We start from the raw sequence: 16,987 nt of genomic DNA, 5'->3' as shown, positions 1-16,987 counted from the left end.
CGACTTGTGGGTAATCGACAGGGGGTGAGGAGTAGTCAGTCGCCATTTGGCCGGTTGGATAAGAAGTGGAGAGTGGGCAGCGAAAAAAATAAGTGATGGGCTGGGCAGAAGAATCAGGTTCGTTGGTGGTAAGCAGTGGGTCCTATGTCGTTTATCAGGGGTGGGGCGTGGCTGGTTTTGAAGATTTGGACGTTTGGAAACGCGCGGTGGAGCTGAGCGCTCAGGTCTATTTGCAGCTTGCTCAGTCCCGTGATTTTGGCTTCAAGGATCAAATCACGTGGTCGGGATTGTCGATTCCTTCGAATATCGCAGAGGGGATGGAACGATCGACGCCGGCCGATCAATACAAGTTTCTCGACTACGCCCGAGCCTCATGCGGCGAATTTCGAACGCAATCGATCGTAGGCCAAAAAGCGGGTTTCGTTACAAATGACATTGCCCAAGGATGGATCAATGGTTTGATCCGCTCCATTCGTGACCGATAGGGATGAGAGAGTTGACAGAAATTAGTTAGCAGTGGACAGTTTGCACGAGAAAAACAACTGTCGACTGGTAATTCTCGTCAGTCTTCACTGCCAACTGACGACTTCCCACTTTAAATTTCATCCTTGTCGGCCAACTGACGACTGGAAACTGCCCGCTTTTTCATGTTTGAAATTAACACTTTTATCGTTGCGTTCCTGATCTGCTTTCCCGCGGTGGTGATGGCGTCACAAAAATCGACTTGGTTGATCGATTATCTTTTTTTTGTTGTGGCGCTGAATCGTGGGGTTCGCCGCATCGTCGACTACAACAACGGCTACTTCAATCCTCTGTCGCTAATTAGTCTAACCCCGATCATCGTCGGTGGGTTGGCGGTGTTGGTGGTGCTGGTCGAATTGAATCGCCGCGATCATCAATTTGGGCATCGGACAGCTAACATTCTGTACCTCTATGGCGGTATCGTTGCGTATGCCTTTGTGATTGGGTTTGTGAACGCAAAATTCGGAGCCGTCTATGCGTTGGGGGACTATATCGCGCCGATCGGGTTGATGGGCTACGGTGCCTTATGGTCAGACGACTCAGCAACGGTCAATCGCTGGTGTCAATCCTTTGCCGCCTCGGTCTTGGCGGTTGCCGTGTATGGCATTTGGCAGTTTTATACGATTCCCCCCTGGGATGCCTTTTGGTTGGTGTCGGTCGAGATGACTGGATATATGGGGACTCCCGAGCCGACGAAGATGACACTCTTTTCAACGATGGCCGAACGGGGACCTGTAGCATTGTATCTGAGCGGCGGGTTGACGCTGCTCGCCTTGCGTCCCCAGACCCTTGGCTGGCTTCGCTGGCCGTCGGCGGCGGTCGTGTTGTACGCGATGTTGTTGACCTATTCCCGAACTTCGGTGATCTTTGCTGGCTTGGCAATCATCCTGTATCCCATGCTTAATCGTGGATCGGGGATTGCACCGGTGCTCGCTCTTTCCTTGCTGGCGTTGATCGGTGGACCTGCGTTGATGAGTCGGATGCCGGGGCAGGCGTCGGCGCGCGTCGAAACGATTGGAACGATCCAAGACGATGGTTCTTTTAAAGGTCGCATCCGGTTGCTGGGGATCGCGCTTCGAAACTCGATGTCCCAACCGCTAGGGCTTGGGATTGGTGCGGGGGGGCTCGCATCGCGGGTTCAAAAAGCGTCCAAAACGGCCGTTCTCGATAGCACGGGGTATGCCGATACGTTGGCGACCTACGGCTGGATTGGGTTCGTGATTATGATGACGGTCCTGTATCGATTGTGGCGGGCGTCGTCCGACTTGGTTGCGTGGGAAATGGATGATGCCAACGTCTGTATTTTTCGGGCATGGTTCATCGCGGGGATGGCGGCGCTGTTCTCGGGGAACTGGCTGGCGGGGGCCTCCTTTTTTTGGCTTCTGGCGGGGTATTGCCTGGGGCGCGTCGATGCAATGGAGGAGGAAGTGGATGAAGAGGAAGAGTTCGATGATGAAGACGGGGAAGATGAGGGTTCTCGGTACGCATTGGACTACTGAACTTTGTTTTTGAGTTCGCTTTGCTGTTTCAGTGTGCGTGTCGTGCTGCGGAGCTATTCACTGATTGTGGAATCGAAATGCGGATTTGTCCGGTTGCCGGCTGGTACCGCAACTTTCGTCGTTGCACATCCTTGTTGGGATCCCGTGTCTGCGATGGGCAGGCCCTGAAAGCTTTTCTATGCGAATCCGATCACCTGAATGGATATGGAAATTGTCGCGCCGCTTGCACGTCGGTGGATTTCGGCGGACGGCGCGGATCGTCAAAACATTGAATTTTTTTATCCACCGGGCACTGCTGCCGGCGGAGGCGATCGTGGGACAGAACATTACACTTGAACACTACGCGTTGGGAATTGTCATGCATCCGAACGTGACCATCGGCGAAAATTGTCGGATCTTCCACCATGTCACGATCGCCGGGGAAGTTGTGATTGACGCCCCCGAACGAGTCGTGATTGGTGATCGGGTAACGATTGGTGTCAATGCGGTGATCTTGCCGCGTCCCTATCGCGGGCTGACAATCGGGGATGATGCCGTCATTGGCGCTGGCGCCGTCGTGACCGGCGACGTGCCACCGCGTGCGATCGTGGTCGGTGTTCCGGGGCGTGTGGTGCGAATTCGTAGCGAGGAAGAGATCCGGCAGTGATCCAACCGGCGATTTATAAACGATAGGTCGACTGGGATAAAAACGGATCTTCCTATCGCCATTTTCAATTGAAACACGGCCCGCGAATCACGCGAATAAAATCGCTCAAACTCTTTCTCCCAACTGACTACTGCCCACTTTCCCCCTCACAACTGGATTCCGAACCCTGACAACTCCTGCCTCGTCGCTGCGGATCGCTTTTGTGATCATCAATGCCAATCGGCATGAAGGGACCTCGCGCGCTGTCTTGGAAGTTGCCCAACGGTTGGTATTGCGCGGCCATCACGTCGACCTGATCGCGCGGACCGTGGAAGCTATCGAAGGGACCGGCATCCATTGGATCCGAATCCCGGGGCCGACACGCCCCGAATTTTTGGATTTTGCCACATTTAAACGCCGCGTCGATCGGCGACTCCGCAATAATCACGGCTATGACATTGTTCATTCGGCTGGCCCCAACACGTCGCTTGCCGATGTCTATACGATCCAAACTGTGCATCCCATCAAAGTGCAACAGACTGCGGAAAGTCGATCCGAAGCGACAGCGGGCTGGCTGCGTCGATTGTCGTGGGGGGCCTACGATCGCTATGTGATCCGCTGTGAAAAACAGGCGTATTTGGCATGCGGGCCAACAGGACCGCGCGCCTTTTTGCCAGTCTCCGAGGGAACGAAGCAGGAGTTGTTGGAGACCTATCCTCAAGTCCGTCCCCGATATAGCTCGACTTCGCCGGCGCGCAACGTTTCACAAAACGGTACCGAATCAGAACACGATGATGAATCTGCAGGCGGGAGCGAATCGGGTTCTGTTCGTGTGATCCCCAACGGTGCCGACTTGGATCGATTTACACCCGCCAACCGGGAATTGCACCGCGACGACGTTCGCCATGAACATGGCATTGCCGATGACGATTTTTTGCTTGCCTTCAGCGGAGGCGATTGGCGTCGCAAGGGGCTTGATCTGGCACTGCAAGCACTGGCAAAGCTATCCGACCCGAAGATCAAATTATTGGTCGTGGGGCACGATCGCTCGGGGGGCGACGTGCGTCAATTGAGCGACAAGCTAGGTTTACAATCCCGTGTCACGTTTGCAGGATTTCGCAGCGATGTCCATCGTTACTACGCCGCTGGCGATCTATTTTTGTTTCCGACATCGTATGAAGCCTTCAGCCTGGCAACGATCGAAGCTGCAGCATCTGGATTGCCAGTGCTGATGCCCGACGTGAGTGGTGCGCAGGAGTTAATTGGGTGCGGAACGACGGGCGCAATGATCCTACGCGACCCACAGCACATAGCCGCTACGATCATGCGTTTTGTTGAATCGAATGAACTGCTGGCGCGATCAGGCGTCGCCGCCCGCACGTTGGTCGAGCAGCGATTCAACTGGGATGTGATCACCCAACAAACGCTGGATGTCTACCAACACTTGATTGCACGTCGTTCGTCCGGCGCGGCGAGCAGCACCATGGGACAGCCGTCCATAGAGACAGTCACTTGAAAGTTTTGATCGCCAGCCACGCATGCGCACTGCCGCAGAACCAACAATTGTTCGCGCTCGCTGCGCAGCGACGGAACTGGGATGTCGCGATGGTGATCCCCAGAGTGTGGAAAGACGAATACGGTCGGTCGATGCCGGCCACGTTGTATCCCGGCTTTGATGCCGACTTGATTCCGATCCCCGTGCTGGGTAACGGCAGTGTGCCGTTGCATTGGTACCGAATCAACGCTGCAAAATTGTTGCGGGCGGTGCAGCCCGATGTCGTCTATTCGCACAACGAGGCGTATGCGCTTTCGACGATTCAGTGGTCGCGTGCGAATGCCAGGACGGGGCGAAAGCCATTTGGCTTTTTCTCGTGTCAAAACCTCGTCAAACGATATCCGATTCCTTTTCGCCAGGGGGAATCGGCGGTCTATCGAAATAGTTCGTTCTTTTTTCCGATCACTGAAACCGTCGATCAGGTGCATCGCGAGAAGGGGTATCGCGGTTCGTCGACGATCATTCCGTTGGGCTTTGATCCCGAAAAATACCATACCACCGTCGATATCGAGACCCGCCAACGCAAGGCTTCCAACCGCTCGCAACGGCTTGCCTTTGTCGGTCGCATCGTCGAGGAAAAGGGCTTGGTCACGTTGGCGCAGGCGTTGGGCAAGATTCGCGACTTGGATTGGGAATTGATCATCGTGGGGGCCGGGCCTTTTGAAGGCGACGTCAAGGAAGCGATGCGGCAGCATGGAGTGGCGGGGCGCGTGCAGTGGCGCGGGTTTGTCCGGCATGACGAAACCGCAAAGTTTTTTGATTCGGTCGATTGTCTTGTTTTGCCGTCGGAAACCCGACCCAATTGGCGGGAGCAGTTTGGACGGGTGATCGTCGAATCGATGGCCTGTGGCACGCCAGTCGTCGGCAGCGATTCGGGAGAAATCCCCAACATCATTCGGCAGACAGGTGGTGGATTGGTCTTTGCGGAAGCGGACGCGGAATCGTGCGCTAGTTCATTGCGAAAAATCATCACCCAACACGACGCCCGCGCGGCGATGGCGATAGCCGGAAATCGATACGTGCACCAGCATTACAGCCTGTCCGCGCTAGCGGATCGGTTTGCCGATGCGATCGAAAATGCGACATGATCCAAGCAGGCCTGAGACGCGCAGCGAGCACTGGAAAGACACCACAGGATGCTATCGACACATCAATCGGGGCACAAATGACGAGATTGAAATTTGTACATCTAGGACTTGGTTGGATTGGCGATCGAGGTGGCGGGCTGGAACGATATCAGCATGGGATCTGTACGGCGCATGCGCGACTCGGTTGCGACGTGACCGCCTGGGTGCAGAGCCGAACCGAGATCGTGGACGAATTTGACTACAAAGCAATCGCCTTTGCCTCGCCCGTCGAAAAGCGGCTCAGAAAACTTCGCAGTCTGGGGTACCTTGCCGAAGAGCGCTTTGGCGTCCGTGACTTTATTTTTGTCTCGCACCATGCTTCGGTTGGCGGATGTTTGGTAGACCTTTGTCGGCGGGTGCCCCACGTGGTTCATTTTCATGGTCCGTGGGCCGATGAAGCAACCATCGAGGGGGCGCCGTGGTGGAAAACGACGCTGCAGCGGCGCCAGGAGCGACTTGCTTATCATTCGGCCAGCCGCATCATCACGTTGAGTCGCTCGTTCAAACAACTTGTGGTGGAACGATATGGCGTCTCCGAGAGCTTGGTTCATGTGGTGCCTGGCGCCATTGATGCTGCGATGGCCGATCCCGGCATCTCGCGAGCCGAAGCGCGACAACAACTGGGGTGGCCGGCGGACAGGCCGATCGTCCTCGCCATGCGACGTCTCGTGAAACGAGTCGGTGTCGATGTCTTGGTGCAAGCCATCGATCGGTTGATTCGCGACCATAAATCGGCTTCCGATCTGCTGGTGATGATCGGCGGTACCGGCCCGATGCAAGACGATTTGAAAAAATGCATCAACGACCTGGGCTTACAAAACAATGTGCGTCTACTGGGATTTGTCCCCGAAGAACAACTCAGCACCGCTTATCGAGCTGCCGACTTCAGCATCGTTCCGACTCAGTCGTTGGAGGGGTTTGGCTTGGTGACGCTCGAGTCGATGGCTGCCGGAACGCCTGCCATCGTGACTCCGGTGGGCTCGCTGCCCGAAGTGATTTCGCCACTGTGCAATTCACTGATCTTGGGCGGAACGTCGGCAAGCGAAATTGCCGATGGCCTTTATGCGATTGTGCGCGGCCAGGTGGAAACACCCAACGACGATGTCTGTCGACGTTACGTTCGCGATAACTATGACTGGTCCGTTATCGGACCGCGGGTGCTTGAGGTTTACCGAAGTGCTTGTTGACCCGGCTCGGCAAGGAGACTCGAATGCTCATGTTCTGTTTCTGGATCAGACGGGGCAATTGGGTGGTGCCGAACTTTGCCTACTGGATATTGTCTCGGGCCGAGCGTGTCCCACCGACCAAGTCCTCTTGTTGCAAGAGGGGCCGTTCGAATCCGCACTGAGGAAACGGGGCGTCTGTGTTTCGACGCGTCCGTTGAGTGAACGCGCGGCGGCGGTGCAAAAGTCGAGTGGTGTATTCCGTGCCGCGCGTTCGCTGTGGGAAATGGTTCGCCATTCTGGGGCGATTCGCGATGTGGTCTGCCAGGCGGACCTGTTATACGCAAATACGGCGAAAGCGTTGGTGGTCACCTGGCTTGCGGCGGTGCGTTACCGGAAACCCTTTGTCTATCATCTGCACGATATTCTTTCGGCGGATCACTTCAGCGGTTCCAATCGACGGTTGTTGGTTTTTCTGGCGAACAGGGCGCAGCATGTGATTGCCAACTCCGATTCCACGCTCGATGCATTTGTCGCTGCAGGTGGGCGTCGCGATCTTGTTTCGGTCGTTTACAACGGACTGGATGCGGGGCGGTACGACGCTGCCATCGCCGACACCGAAATCCACCGCGCGGCGGTTCGTAATTCGTTAGGGTTAGATCAACAACCTGTAATTGGTCTGTTTGGGCGGTTCGCAAATTGGAAAGGTCAGCACCTAGCCATCGAAGCGCTTCGGGAACTTCCCAACACACACCTATTGTTAGTTGGCGATGCGTTGTTTGGTGAAACGCAGTATGCCGATCTGTTGCGTCAGACGGCAATTCGGCATGGCGTTTCCCAACGTGTCCATTTCTTGGGGTTTCGGGACGACGTACCAGCAATTATGCAAGCGTGTGATCTGGTGCTCCATTGCTCGACAGCGCCGGAGCCTTTCGGGCGTGTGATTGTCGAAGCCATGTTGTCTCGCAAGCTGGTGGTTGCATCGCGTGGTGGGGGCGCTGCTGAAATTGTATCCGATCGTGTTACCGGGCACCTGTTTTCACCGGGATCCCGTGCGGATCTGATCGCTGTTCTGAAGCAAACGTTTCAAATGGCTGCCATGGATCGAAATCAGATGCTTGAGCGAGCACAAAACGAGGCAAAAGAACGGTTTGATTTGCCCGGTCGAATTACTGAAGTCAATTGCGTACTCAAGCGAGCGTTAAGTTCGTCCAGAAACCTGTGGACTTCTGGAGGCGTTGCGCAGCGACGACTCGCCAGCCATATCGATGCATTGAAAAGGATTGCTCGTTAGCCGAGTTTTATCTCGGTCCTGTTGCATGTGCAGACTCCGTTTCCCAAACGAAATATGGAGCCAGCGCTTACGGATGGGAAGTTCCCCTTGCCACTTACTGGCGGGGCAGATCTCCGCCTTGCTCGTGGGCAGTTGAAGTGGGGCACGGGCATGCTTGACGCCCCTCCTGCGCTGGAACGCTTTAATCGCTAAGGTTTCACTGAGCGGTGATCTCGGCGAGATCGTGAAAATCGCCCGCGAGATGCAGTTTAGAGTAAGAAATATTGCGAAAGTACTCATGGTCGCTAGTATCGCAAATTTTTAAAGTGAGTACGCTGAAGTCCCTTCTTATGGATTTTCAAGTGTTTTGGCTGGGGGGCATGGAAACGAAATGAATACAAATCGAGTTTCAAGTGAGAAGCCGCTTTCACGAGGAATCGGAAAGCGTCGAAACGATAATAAGTCCTCGCGCAAGGGCCCCGAGATGCAAATCGACTGGGTAAAGCTCATTTGGGGAGGGCGCTGGCTGCTGTTGCTTGGACTGTTGGTTGGCCTTGGAGCGGGCTATTTTCATTTCAAAACGTTACCGCCAGAATTCCTGTCCTCATCCGACGTCCAGATTATCGAATCGACGACCAATAAAAATATGGCGGTCGACGGTGTCGAAGTTGCTGCGTCTCGCTCTCTCGCCGATGAGGCACTGGTGATGCGCAGCGAATTTATTTTGCGACGCGCTGCCGAACTCCCCGAAATTGTGGAGTCTGCTGAATTTGCGGGACTTGGTCCCGAACAGATCGCTGGTTTGATGGGCGGGCGTGCGTTAACAATTGGACCGGCGACTGAAGAGTCGAATAGTGTCTTTCGCGTTCAGTTCGTCAGTGACAGCCCAGTAATCTCCAAATTGGTTGTTCAGGCTTTGGTCGATGCGTATGGCCTGCACTTGCAAGATCAGTATCGAAATGTCAGTCAAGAGACCCTTGATTTGATCGAGTCCGCTCAAAAGGACGTATCGAAAAAATTGACGGCACTGGAAGAAGACTATGCGAAATTCAAAACTTCATCAAATTTGATTTATCACGATGACAAAATTGCCAGCGTTCATCGCGAAAATTCCGGTGTCTATTTGTCTCAGATCCAAAGCCTGACGCTCGAGCGCGCCAAGCTGAACAGCGTCATGGATTCGGCCAAGCTGGCAATCTCGGAAGAGAAACCTTTGGAATCGGTTTTGATGTCGCTGAGGAATTTGGCTGTTGATGATTCGAAACAAGACCTCGCGAACGACGCAGTTGCTTTAAAAATGTCGAGTATTGAACGTAAACGCATTGTCGATCAGCTTCGGACGTCAGCTCGAATCCGAGAAGAGAAACTCCTTCCTCTCGAAATTGAACGGAAAAAACTGTCTCGATCCTTTGGAAGTGGACATGTGGCGATTAAATCGCTCGACGAGGAGATTCAGGTTGTCAAGCGACTGATCTTAGACGCTGTTCAAACGGAGGAACGTTCCATCGCGGAATTGGAATCCGCGTGGGCTGAATTGGACGAATTGGCGTCAAATCAACCTACCACAAATCCAGAAGATGAATTAAGGCGGCAAGTCCGGCTTGTTTTTGACTCGATGACTCAGAAGCTTCAGTCCGTCGAACAGGAAATTGGTGAAATTCAAACGGCTTACCACACTGCAGTCGAGGCAGCCAAGGCGGAAAGCATTGCGGAATCCCGATCCGAGCAGTATGTGCGTGAGATTGAGCGTCAGCAGCAACTGTACGATCGGATCGTTGCGCGATTGGATGAGGTGAATTTAATTTCAGAAGGTGAAGGGTTAAAAGTGATCCCTCTGAACACTGCCAACTACGGATACCAAATTGCACCTGTCATGCTTAAGTCGTTGGTGATGGGAGGTTTCCTGGGAACCGTGTTAGCATTTGGGTTGGCATTTCTACGTGAGATCTCAGATCGTTCGTACCGCAGCCCGCAAGAAGTGTCGGAACATACGGGGTTGCCTGTCATTGGACACATTCCAGTATTGAAGAGATGGAAGGTTGACGCAGATCATGTGGGGGCAGCATTGGATTCGCGGTTATGCACATTCTTCCAGCGGAAGGGGATGAATTCGGAGGCGTTCCGCGCACTTCGAACCGCCGTCTTCTTCAGCAATCAATCGGGAGATAATCAAATTCTACAAATTACTAGTGCGACACCGTCGGATGGAAAAACGACAACTGCCGGAAATTTGGCGATCACGATGGCTCAAGCTGGCAAGAGTGTCCTAATTTTGGACGCCGATTTGCGTCGTCCGCGCATCGCAAAACTGTTTGATCTTAGGGCTGATAAAGGACTGGCTTGGGCAATCGAACAGATAACGCTGTCGAAAGAAATTGATGATTTGATGATAAATGAGGCAATTCAAGATACCGTGGTGCCCAATCTGTCCGCGATGGTCGCTGGCAATCCTCCCGATAACCCGTCCGAATTAGTAACAAGCGAAGCGTTTGAACAGATCCTTAGCGCACTGCGAGTCAAATTTGACTTGATCATTATTGATACACCACCCATGCTGGCCGTCAGCGACCCCAGTAATGTAGTGCGGCGTGCTGATGGTGTGATCCTGGTTGCTCGACTTCGAAAAAATGTTAAGCCAGTGGTCGCGCAAGCATCACGAATGTTAGAAACCCTTGAAGCGAATGTATTAGGAATCGTCATCAATGGAGTTGGTAGTCGTGAAGCTGGCGCGTACGGAAAAAGTAGCGGGAGAGAGGGCTACTATAACCAAGGTGAATACTACAAGTATGGTTATGGATATTCGTATGGAGCGATAGCCAATGATTCTTCGAGAGAGTATTACGAAGTTGAAGCACCGAAACAGGCTGCACCGGTTCAGCAGACCCAGCATGTTCCCAGTGCATGCGGGGCGGACTTGACAAACCACACTAGCTAACGATAGATCACGAAAGATTTTTAGTCCTTATTGCCTCGGAAGTTATCCCACGCAATCTATGCGGCGTTACCCGGGCTATTAAGCTCACGTATCCTCCACCTTCATGAAAGCACCTCACGAAACCTTGGTTTTGTGGGGTGTTTTTTGTTGGTATGCTTCCACTGTTGGATCCCACGCTCGTCGATCAGCCACACTTTTAGGCGGCGAGCAAACGGGGTGCGTCTCGCGCCTTCTAAGAATCGGACGTCGGTTCACTGCCGGGGAAAGCGAACCAATTCAGCAGCTTGGCGTCCATCCAGTAGCGGTCGCCGGTTTCGAGTTGCCGGCCGCCGATGAAACCGACGTGTCCGCCGCGGCGAGTGGTGTGCAGTTCGACGTGTCCGGGCCAGTCGGCGTCGCGAAGGCAGTCGATCGGGATGATCGGATCGTCTTCGGAAGCCAGGATCATCGTGGGGACTGCGATCGCCGATGCCAGCGGCGCCGCGGCGGCTTGCGCGTAATAGTCTTCCACGTCGCGGAATCCGCTGAGCGGAGCGGTGACAAGACCGTCGAAATCCCACAGCGTTTTGGGGTGAGGATTCCAATTGATTGCCCGCCAGTCCTCACGCTGCTCGACCAACGGAGCGACCCGCGCCCGCAGCTTGCGGATGAAGTACCGGCCGTAGGGGCGCATCATCCAACGGCTCATGTTGCGGCAACAGTGGGCCGGATCGATCGGCGGAGCGACCGCTGCGGCTCGTGCGATCCGTTCGGCTGGGAAATCGGGGATCAGGATCCCTTTGCCGATCTCGCCGAGCATCTTTAATAAGATGTTCCCTCCCATCGAAATGCCGATCGGCCAGATCGGCGAATCGTCGCACAGTTCGGCGAGCCGCGTGATGGCGGCTAATAGATCGCCGCTGCGACCCGAATGCGGCAGCTCGCGCGCCAGATCGCGACCGGCACCACAGCCGCGCATGTCCATGCGAAAGACACGGACACCGCAGCGGTTCAGTTTGTCGGCCATCCGAATCATATAACTGGCCCCATGGCAGCCGCACAAACCATGTAGCAAAATGGCGACCGGTTGGCCGGCCGTCCAACCCGGCGGGGTATCATCGTGCAGAACGATCTGATCCCCGTCGTCCAAGACGACGCGATGCTGCGTCGCCTTGTAGGGAATTTGGGGCGTGGGGATCAGCGTCGTGGCGAGCGTTTGCAGATGTCCCCCCAGCAGCAATGGATGAGGTTGAAACGAAAGGGACACAGCGGCGAGTTCCTTGGTTTGGAGAAGGTCAACAAAAACTTTGAGCCCTCCGGTGGCGAAGACGCCTGCCCCCGACCGGACACAACGCAGGGCTAATCTCATGTTAGCCGTGAGGCAAATCAACGATCGCACGACAGCTTACGGTTCCATCGAGAACCGGACGCTAGCCCGTGCCCTTTGGTCCCTCCAAGCGAAACACGGATCGGTCCCGACCGACCCAACCCACGTGCTGGTGCCGATTTTTGATGCACCAGCTATAATAAGAGTTTCTTGATTTGGATGTCTAGCGATGCAGAAGATTCGATCGTTTATTGCGATACCGCTCACCGATGAAATTCAGAATGCCGCGGGTCGGATGGTCGATCGGCTTCGCGAAGCGGCAACGGGCGTGAAGTGGGTCGATGCCGATAATCTGCACCTGACGCTGAAGTTTCTCGGCGACGTCGACAATGTCGAAGTCCCCGACGTCTGCAAGGCGCTGCGGAAGTGCTGTGAAAACGTGGCCCCATTCCCGCTGACGATCCAGGGAATCGGTGGCTTCCCCGATCTGCAACGAGCCCGCGTCGTGTGGGCCGGCGTCGAAGATCAATCCTCCGGTTTGTGCCCGTTGGCCGAATCGATCGATATCGAAATGGGCAAGCTCGGCTTTAAACGCGAGTTCCGCGACTACACCCCTCACCTCACCCTGGGTCGATTGAAAAAGGGAAGTCGTTTAGGAGAGGACTTCATCGCCGCGGCGGAAAAGGAAGCCGATACCGTATTGGGGATGGTCCATGTTCAAGAAGTGCATGTCTTCGCGAGCTTCATGGACAAACACCAGAAAGGGCCAACGTACAACGTAATGGACCGCGTCGACCTCGACTGATCGCCGCGTCCCCTTTGCCCCCAACGACCGCGCCGACGATCGATTGCGTCGGTTCGGTCTGAAGCCCGATCGGTCTCGCGGGCCTCCAATGCGCCCGCCAACTGGCTCGGCTTATTCGATCGGTGTCAGCTCGGTTTCCTCCAACGCCGGTTCGGCGGGAACCGGACCGTTCGCTTGGGGTTGATCCGAGCCGCGCTGCGTGGAGATGGTTTGCTCCATCTCGTTGCGGTTTCGCTCGCGAATCTCGAGGATGAACTTCAGCACTTGTCGTTGCTGCGGATCCAGCACCGCCCCGATCTCGGCCTCGCGACTGGCGGCCAAAGCGGCGATCTGCCGCTGCAGCACGTCGATCTGCGATTGGTAGCCCTGTTGGATTTGATAGATCTTGCGTCGCTGGGAATTGGTGATGATCTCCGAATACCCCGGCGGCAGTCGCTGCGTTTCGACGCCGCTATCGGATTCCAATTCGCCATCGAGCTGTGCCGCGTCGCTCGCTTCGCTAGCCGCCGATTCCTGTTCATCTCCCGACAGGTCGTTCGCCACCGGAGTGGTCGCGTCTTCTTGTTGTCCGATCGAACGAGCTGGCAGATTGGCAACGATCGCGACCGCAGCCAACAACAATAGAAATGCAGAACGTTTCATCCGAGTGTTCCCCCAATGCGAGACGGTTGTGCCTTGAAGCCTCTGTCCAAGCTGAAACGCTAGAGACTTCATCGGTTCTAACAACAGGTCATCACGACCTCTGCTCACCATCAAAGGACGCGTAAACGCGTCGCTCACCGTGCCCGATCGGGGGAAATTTTCGACTCAGTCAGCGGGTTGCTTGGACACGACCGAAAAATCGATCGCAGTTTCTTAAGACTTTTCGACCCATTGCGGTTCGGGTTCGATCGCTTCGGCACATGCGCCACCTTGGTCGGCGCGACCGCTGCCTTCGAGTCGGCTGATCAACTTGATATGCTGATCCTGTTCGCACAAGATTTGGCAACTCAATCGGACGCCCGGTTGGTCGATGCCGCGAGCCGACAGCGTCGCTTGTTCGGCTTCGGTCATTTTCGACGGTTCGCCCGCGATAAATTCAACGCGGCAGGTCGTGCAGCGGCATTTGCCACCACAGGCATGCAGTTGATCGGTTCCGGCGATGTTCACCAGCGCGTTGACCAAACGTGTCCCGGCGGGAACGTCAAATTCACCCTGACCTTCAATAGTTAACTTTGGCATTGAAAATGCTCCTGTTGATTGTTTTATGGGGGCCCCTTTGTCAGGGGTTCCGTTGTTAGTCCGCCGTTAACCTAGCAACCGATCGCTGCCTGGGACCAGAGGTGTCACGCCGCGAGCCAATACTATTCACAGAGCAAGAGAGACTGTTCTCAAATCAAGTGGTTGTTGGTCCCCGATACAAAGGGTACTATCCGATTGTCCACTTTTGGCGAGCAGACGATGCTTACGAGCGGGTCCGGCAAGCGGGCAAAATCATTTGGGAAAGCGAATCGAAAGGGATCACCATGGCCAAGAAAGCAGCAAAATCGAGTGCAAAAGCAGGCAAGATCGACCCAGGCATGAAAGCCGTTTTGGCGCGTGAGCCGAACTTGGCAGCCACCCTGCAGCAGATTGAAAAATCGTTTGGCGATGGGGCGATCATGCCTTTGGGTGCTGAATCCCAATTAAAGATCAGCGGGATTCCAACCGGCAGCTTGTCCCTGGACATGGCCCTGGGCGGCTTCGGGCTGCCTCGCGGCCGGATCATCGAAGTTTACGGCCCCGAATCGAGTGGTAAGACGACGCTAGCATTGCACGTTGCCGCCGAAGCACAAAAAGCGGGTGGCATCGCGGCGATCATCGATGCCGAGCACGCCTTTGATCCCGGTTGGGGTAAGAAGCTGGGTGTCGAGCTCGATTCGCTGTTGGTCAGCCAACCCAGCAGCGGGGAAGAAGCGATGCAGATCACCGAAATGTTGGTCAAAAGCAACTCGGTCGACGTGATCATCATCGACTCCGTCGCGGCGTTGGTACCGCGTGCGGAACTCGAAGGCGAAATCGGAGCGTCGCACGTCGGGCTGCAAGCGCGTCTGATGAGCCAATCGATGCGGAAGCTGACCGGTGCGATCGCCAAGAGCAAATCGGTGGTGATCTTCATCAACCAGATTCGCGAAAAGATCGGCGTGATGTTCGGCAGCCCCGAAACCACACCGGGCGGTCGGGCGCTGAAGTTCTACGCCAGTTGCCGGATCGACGTCCGTCGCATCGGTGCACTCAAAGATGGCGAAGAACAGGTCGGCCAACGGGTCAAATGCAAGATCGTCAAGAACAAGGTGGCACCACCGTTCCGGATCGCTGAATTCGATATGATGCATAATAATGGCATCAGTTTCGAAGGGGATATCCTGGACCTGGGACTCGAACACAACGTGCTCACTCGCAGCGGTGCTTGGTTCAAGTATGGCGAAACCTACCTGGGACAAGGCAAGGAGAAGGCGCGTAACTTCCTGATCGAGAACACCGAAACGCGCGACGAGATCCGCGATCGGATCATGACCGCGGGCGGGTTCGCAGGCCCTGTCGAAATCGGTCCCGAGGACGACGCGGCCAATGCGGATGACTTGAGCGATGTCGATGAAGAAGCGACGACCAACAGTTAACAACGGCTTCGATTTGCGGACAGGTTGATTCAAGATGCGACAAATTGCTTTCCTCGTTGTCATTTTGTTCTCGGCCTGTCCGACTCCAGCACAGCAACCGCCCGACGCGTTGCTGTCGATGCAGTCGGCGTTAACCAATGCGATCGATCGCGCGGGGCGTTCGGTCGTTGCGATTGCTCGCGTTCGGAAAGATCTGCCCGCCGATGCGATGGGCGATCTGAAATTCAATCTCCCCGGGCTCGGTCGACCGCTGATCGATCCGAGCAACCCGGCGTTTGTTCCGACAGAGTTTGCGTCGGGCGTGATCGTTTCGGCCGACGGCGACGTGCTGACGAACTTCCACGTCCTCGACGATCCCAAACAGAACGACTATTACGTCTGGCATCGTGGAATCGGCAGCCAGGCGGTCGTCCAAGCGACGCCCGCCGAAGTCCTAGCGGGCGACCCGTGGACCGATCTAGCGATCCTGCGAATCGAAAACGCCAAGGATCTCCCCGCGATCAAAATGGGCGATGCGTCGCAGATCCAACGCGGCATGTTTGTGATCTCTTTAGGCAATCCGTACGCTATCGCTCGCGACGGATACCCCAGCGCCAGCATGGGGATCGTTTCGAATCTCCAGCGAGCTGCGGCACCGCGGCCCGACAAGGAATCGCGCGGGCAAGCTCCCCCTAGCCAGCAGTTGCACGAATTTGGGACCTTGATTCAAACCGACGCCAAGTTGAACCTGGGGACCAGCGGCGGAGCGCTTGTTAATCTGCAGGGCGAGATGATCGGGCTGACCACATCGCTGGCCGCGGTCGCTGGATACGAACAATCGGCCGGGTTTGCGATTCCGATCGACAAATCGATGCGAGCCGCGATCGACAAATTGCGTGAAGGCAAAACGCCCGCGTTCGGCTTCTTGGGTTTGGAACCGGCCGACCTCCCCGAACCTCAACGGGCCCGCGGGCTGCGTGGAGCGATCGTTCGCCAGGTGCTGCAAGGCATGCCAGCTCAACGGGCTGGTTTGCGCAGCGGCGATCTGATCACCAAGATCGACGGGCAACCGATCGATGGCGCGGCGGGATTGTTTCGCGAGATGAGTCGCCGACCGGCGAACGCCCACGTCCAGATGACGCTGCTGCAAGGCAACCCGCTGACCGACGACTTCCAATCCAAAATCGTCGACGTCACGCTGGGGAAGAAATACCTCGCGTTGACCAAACCGGGCTACAGCCGGTTTCCCGAACCGAGCTGGCGTGGATTGCGAGTCGACCACGGGACGGCCCTACCGCCGGGCCAGTTGTTTGGGTTCTCGCGGCCTCGGGAGATCCTGCCCGTCGCGGTGATCAGCGTCGATCCCGGCACGCCCGCTTGGAACGCCGGGCTGCGACCGGGGCAATTCGTGCAGAAAGTGGGCGACAAATCGGTGCCAGATCCCGATACCTTCTATGAGCTAGTGAAAGAGCAGACCGATGCGGTCGCGCTGACGATTGTGGGCCCCGGCGATCGCGAGCAACGGATCTCGGTCCCGACGAGCATCCAATAGTCGCTGC

Annotated in this window: 14 protein-coding genes; 11 read left to right on the top strand and 3 right to left on the bottom strand. The window is 55.7% G+C overall.

Translation table 11 applies throughout. From position 1 onward, the window contains the following. Positions 1 to 95 precede the first annotated feature (95 nt). From Poly24_RS27740 to Poly24_RS00140, 8 genes are all read left to right on the top strand, one after another. Complete coding sequence (locus Poly24_RS27740) at positions 96 to 485, top strand: four helix bundle protein (RefSeq protein ID WP_145102526.1); 390 nt, start codon at positions 96 to 98, stop codon at positions 483 to 485. Positions 486 to 647: 162 nt separating this feature from the next. Further along, positions 648 to 2,021 (top strand): O-antigen ligase family protein, encoded by a 1,374-nt coding sequence (locus Poly24_RS00170; protein ID WP_145088776.1) that lies wholly within the window; start codon positions 648 to 650, stop codon positions 2,019 to 2,021. A gap of 178 nt (positions 2,022 to 2,199) precedes the next feature. Continuing rightward, a complete protein-coding gene (locus Poly24_RS27710) occupies positions 2,200 to 2,667 on the top strand; it encodes a DapH/DapD/GlmU-related protein (RefSeq protein WP_145088773.1) in 468 nt (155 codons plus the stop codon). A gap of 202 nt (positions 2,668 to 2,869) precedes the next feature. After that, positions 2,870 to 4,162, top strand: a complete 1,293-nt coding sequence (locus tag Poly24_RS00160; protein ID WP_145088770.1) for a glycosyltransferase family 4 protein — start codon at positions 2,870 to 2,872, stop codon at positions 4,160 to 4,162. Continuing rightward, positions 4,159 to 5,289, top strand: a complete 1,131-nt coding sequence (locus Poly24_RS00155) for a glycosyltransferase family 4 protein (protein WP_231753379.1) — start codon at positions 4,159 to 4,161, stop codon at positions 5,287 to 5,289. The genes Poly24_RS00160 and Poly24_RS00155 overlap by 4 nt, the downstream gene beginning before the upstream one ends. Before the next feature lie 86 nt (positions 5,290 to 5,375). After that, on the top strand, positions 5,376 to 6,515 hold the full coding sequence (locus tag Poly24_RS00150) for a glycosyltransferase family 4 protein (RefSeq protein ID WP_391556900.1): 1,140 nt from the start codon (positions 5,376 to 5,378) through the stop codon (positions 6,513 to 6,515). After that, positions 6,505 to 7,785 (top strand): glycosyltransferase family 4 protein, encoded by a 1,281-nt coding sequence (locus Poly24_RS00145; protein WP_197452206.1) that lies wholly within the window; start codon positions 6,505 to 6,507, stop codon positions 7,783 to 7,785. The genes Poly24_RS00150 and Poly24_RS00145 overlap by 11 nt, the downstream gene beginning before the upstream one ends. 370 nt (positions 7,786 to 8,155) lie before the next feature. Next, positions 8,156 to 10,699 carry a polysaccharide biosynthesis tyrosine autokinase gene (locus tag Poly24_RS00140; protein ID WP_145088762.1) on the top strand — a complete coding sequence of 848 codons (2,544 nt, stop codon included), beginning with the start codon at positions 8,156 to 8,158 and terminating at the stop codon, positions 10,697 to 10,699. A gap of 232 nt (positions 10,700 to 10,931) precedes the next feature. On the opposite strand, the gene Poly24_RS00135 is transcribed toward Poly24_RS00140, so the two are convergent. After that, positions 10,932 to 11,945 carry a YheT family hydrolase gene (locus tag Poly24_RS00135; protein ID WP_197452205.1) on the bottom strand — a complete coding sequence of 338 codons (1,014 nt, stop codon included), beginning with the start codon at positions 11,943 to 11,945 and terminating at the stop codon, positions 10,932 to 10,934. 289 nt (positions 11,946 to 12,234) lie between these two features. On the opposite strand from Poly24_RS00135, the gene thpR reads away from it, so the two are divergent. Continuing rightward, a complete protein-coding gene (thpR, locus tag Poly24_RS00130) occupies positions 12,235 to 12,810 on the top strand; it encodes an RNA 2',3'-cyclic phosphodiesterase (protein ID WP_145088756.1) in 576 nt (191 codons plus the stop codon). Positions 12,811 to 12,921: 111 nt separating this feature from the next. On the opposite strand, the gene Poly24_RS00125 is transcribed toward thpR, so the two are convergent. Both Poly24_RS00125 and Poly24_RS00120 read right to left on the bottom strand, forming a co-directional pair. Continuing rightward, the gene (locus tag Poly24_RS00125; protein ID WP_145088753.1) at positions 12,922 to 13,452 is read right to left on the bottom strand and encodes a hypothetical protein; all 531 of its coding nucleotides are present in this window, start codon (positions 13,450 to 13,452) and stop codon (positions 12,922 to 12,924) included. Between the two features lie 213 nt (positions 13,453 to 13,665). After that, positions 13,666 to 14,031: a 2Fe-2S iron-sulfur cluster-binding protein gene (locus tag Poly24_RS00120; RefSeq protein WP_145088751.1), complete on the bottom strand. Its 366-nt coding sequence runs from the start codon at positions 14,029 to 14,031 to the stop codon at positions 13,666 to 13,668. 284 nt (positions 14,032 to 14,315) lie between these two features. On the opposite strand from Poly24_RS00120, the gene recA reads away from it, so the two are divergent. Beyond that, positions 14,316 to 15,449 (top strand): recombinase RecA, encoded by a 1,134-nt coding sequence (gene recA, locus Poly24_RS00115; protein ID WP_145088749.1) that lies wholly within the window; start codon positions 14,316 to 14,318, stop codon positions 15,447 to 15,449. Between the two features lie 34 nt (positions 15,450 to 15,483). Beyond that, entirely contained in the window at positions 15,484 to 16,980 is a 1,497-nt protein-coding gene (locus tag Poly24_RS00110) for a trypsin-like peptidase domain-containing protein (RefSeq protein WP_145088746.1), read from the top strand. The last annotated feature ends 7 nt before the right edge of the window (positions 16,981 to 16,987 follow it).

Source organism: Rosistilla carotiformis (genome assembly GCF_007753095.1).
Taxonomy (GTDB): Bacteria; Planctomycetota; Planctomycetia; order Pirellulales; family Pirellulaceae; genus Rosistilla; species Rosistilla carotiformis.
The sequence above is the reverse complement of the archived record's forward strand: the minus strand, read 5'-3'. Positions and strand labels throughout refer to the sequence as shown.

Coding starts and splice junctions, on each gene's coding strand:
- Poly24_RS00140 (WP_145088762.1), top strand. CDS start 8,156: ATGAATACAAATCGAGTTTCAAGTGAGAAGCCGCTTTCACGAGGAATC.
- Poly24_RS00125 (WP_145088753.1), bottom strand. CDS start 13,452: ATGAAACGTTCTGCATTTCTATTGTTGTTGGCTGCGGTCGCGATCGTT.
- Poly24_RS00110 (WP_145088746.1), top strand. CDS start 15,484: ATGCGACAAATTGCTTTCCTCGTTGTCATTTTGTTCTCGGCCTGTCCG.
- thpR (WP_145088756.1), top strand. CDS start 12,235: ATGCAGAAGATTCGATCGTTTATTGCGATACCGCTCACCGATGAAATT.
- recA (WP_145088749.1), top strand. CDS start 14,316: ATGGCCAAGAAAGCAGCAAAATCGAGTGCAAAAGCAGGCAAGATCGAC.
- Poly24_RS00120 (WP_145088751.1), bottom strand. CDS start 14,031: ATGCCAAAGTTAACTATTGAAGGTCAGGGTGAATTTGACGTTCCCGCC.
- Poly24_RS27740 (WP_145102526.1), top strand. CDS start 96: ATGGGCTGGGCAGAAGAATCAGGTTCGTTGGTGGTAAGCAGTGGGTCC.
- Poly24_RS27710 (WP_145088773.1), top strand. CDS start 2,200: ATGCGAATCCGATCACCTGAATGGATATGGAAATTGTCGCGCCGCTTG.
- Poly24_RS00170 (WP_145088776.1), top strand. CDS start 648: ATGTTTGAAATTAACACTTTTATCGTTGCGTTCCTGATCTGCTTTCCC.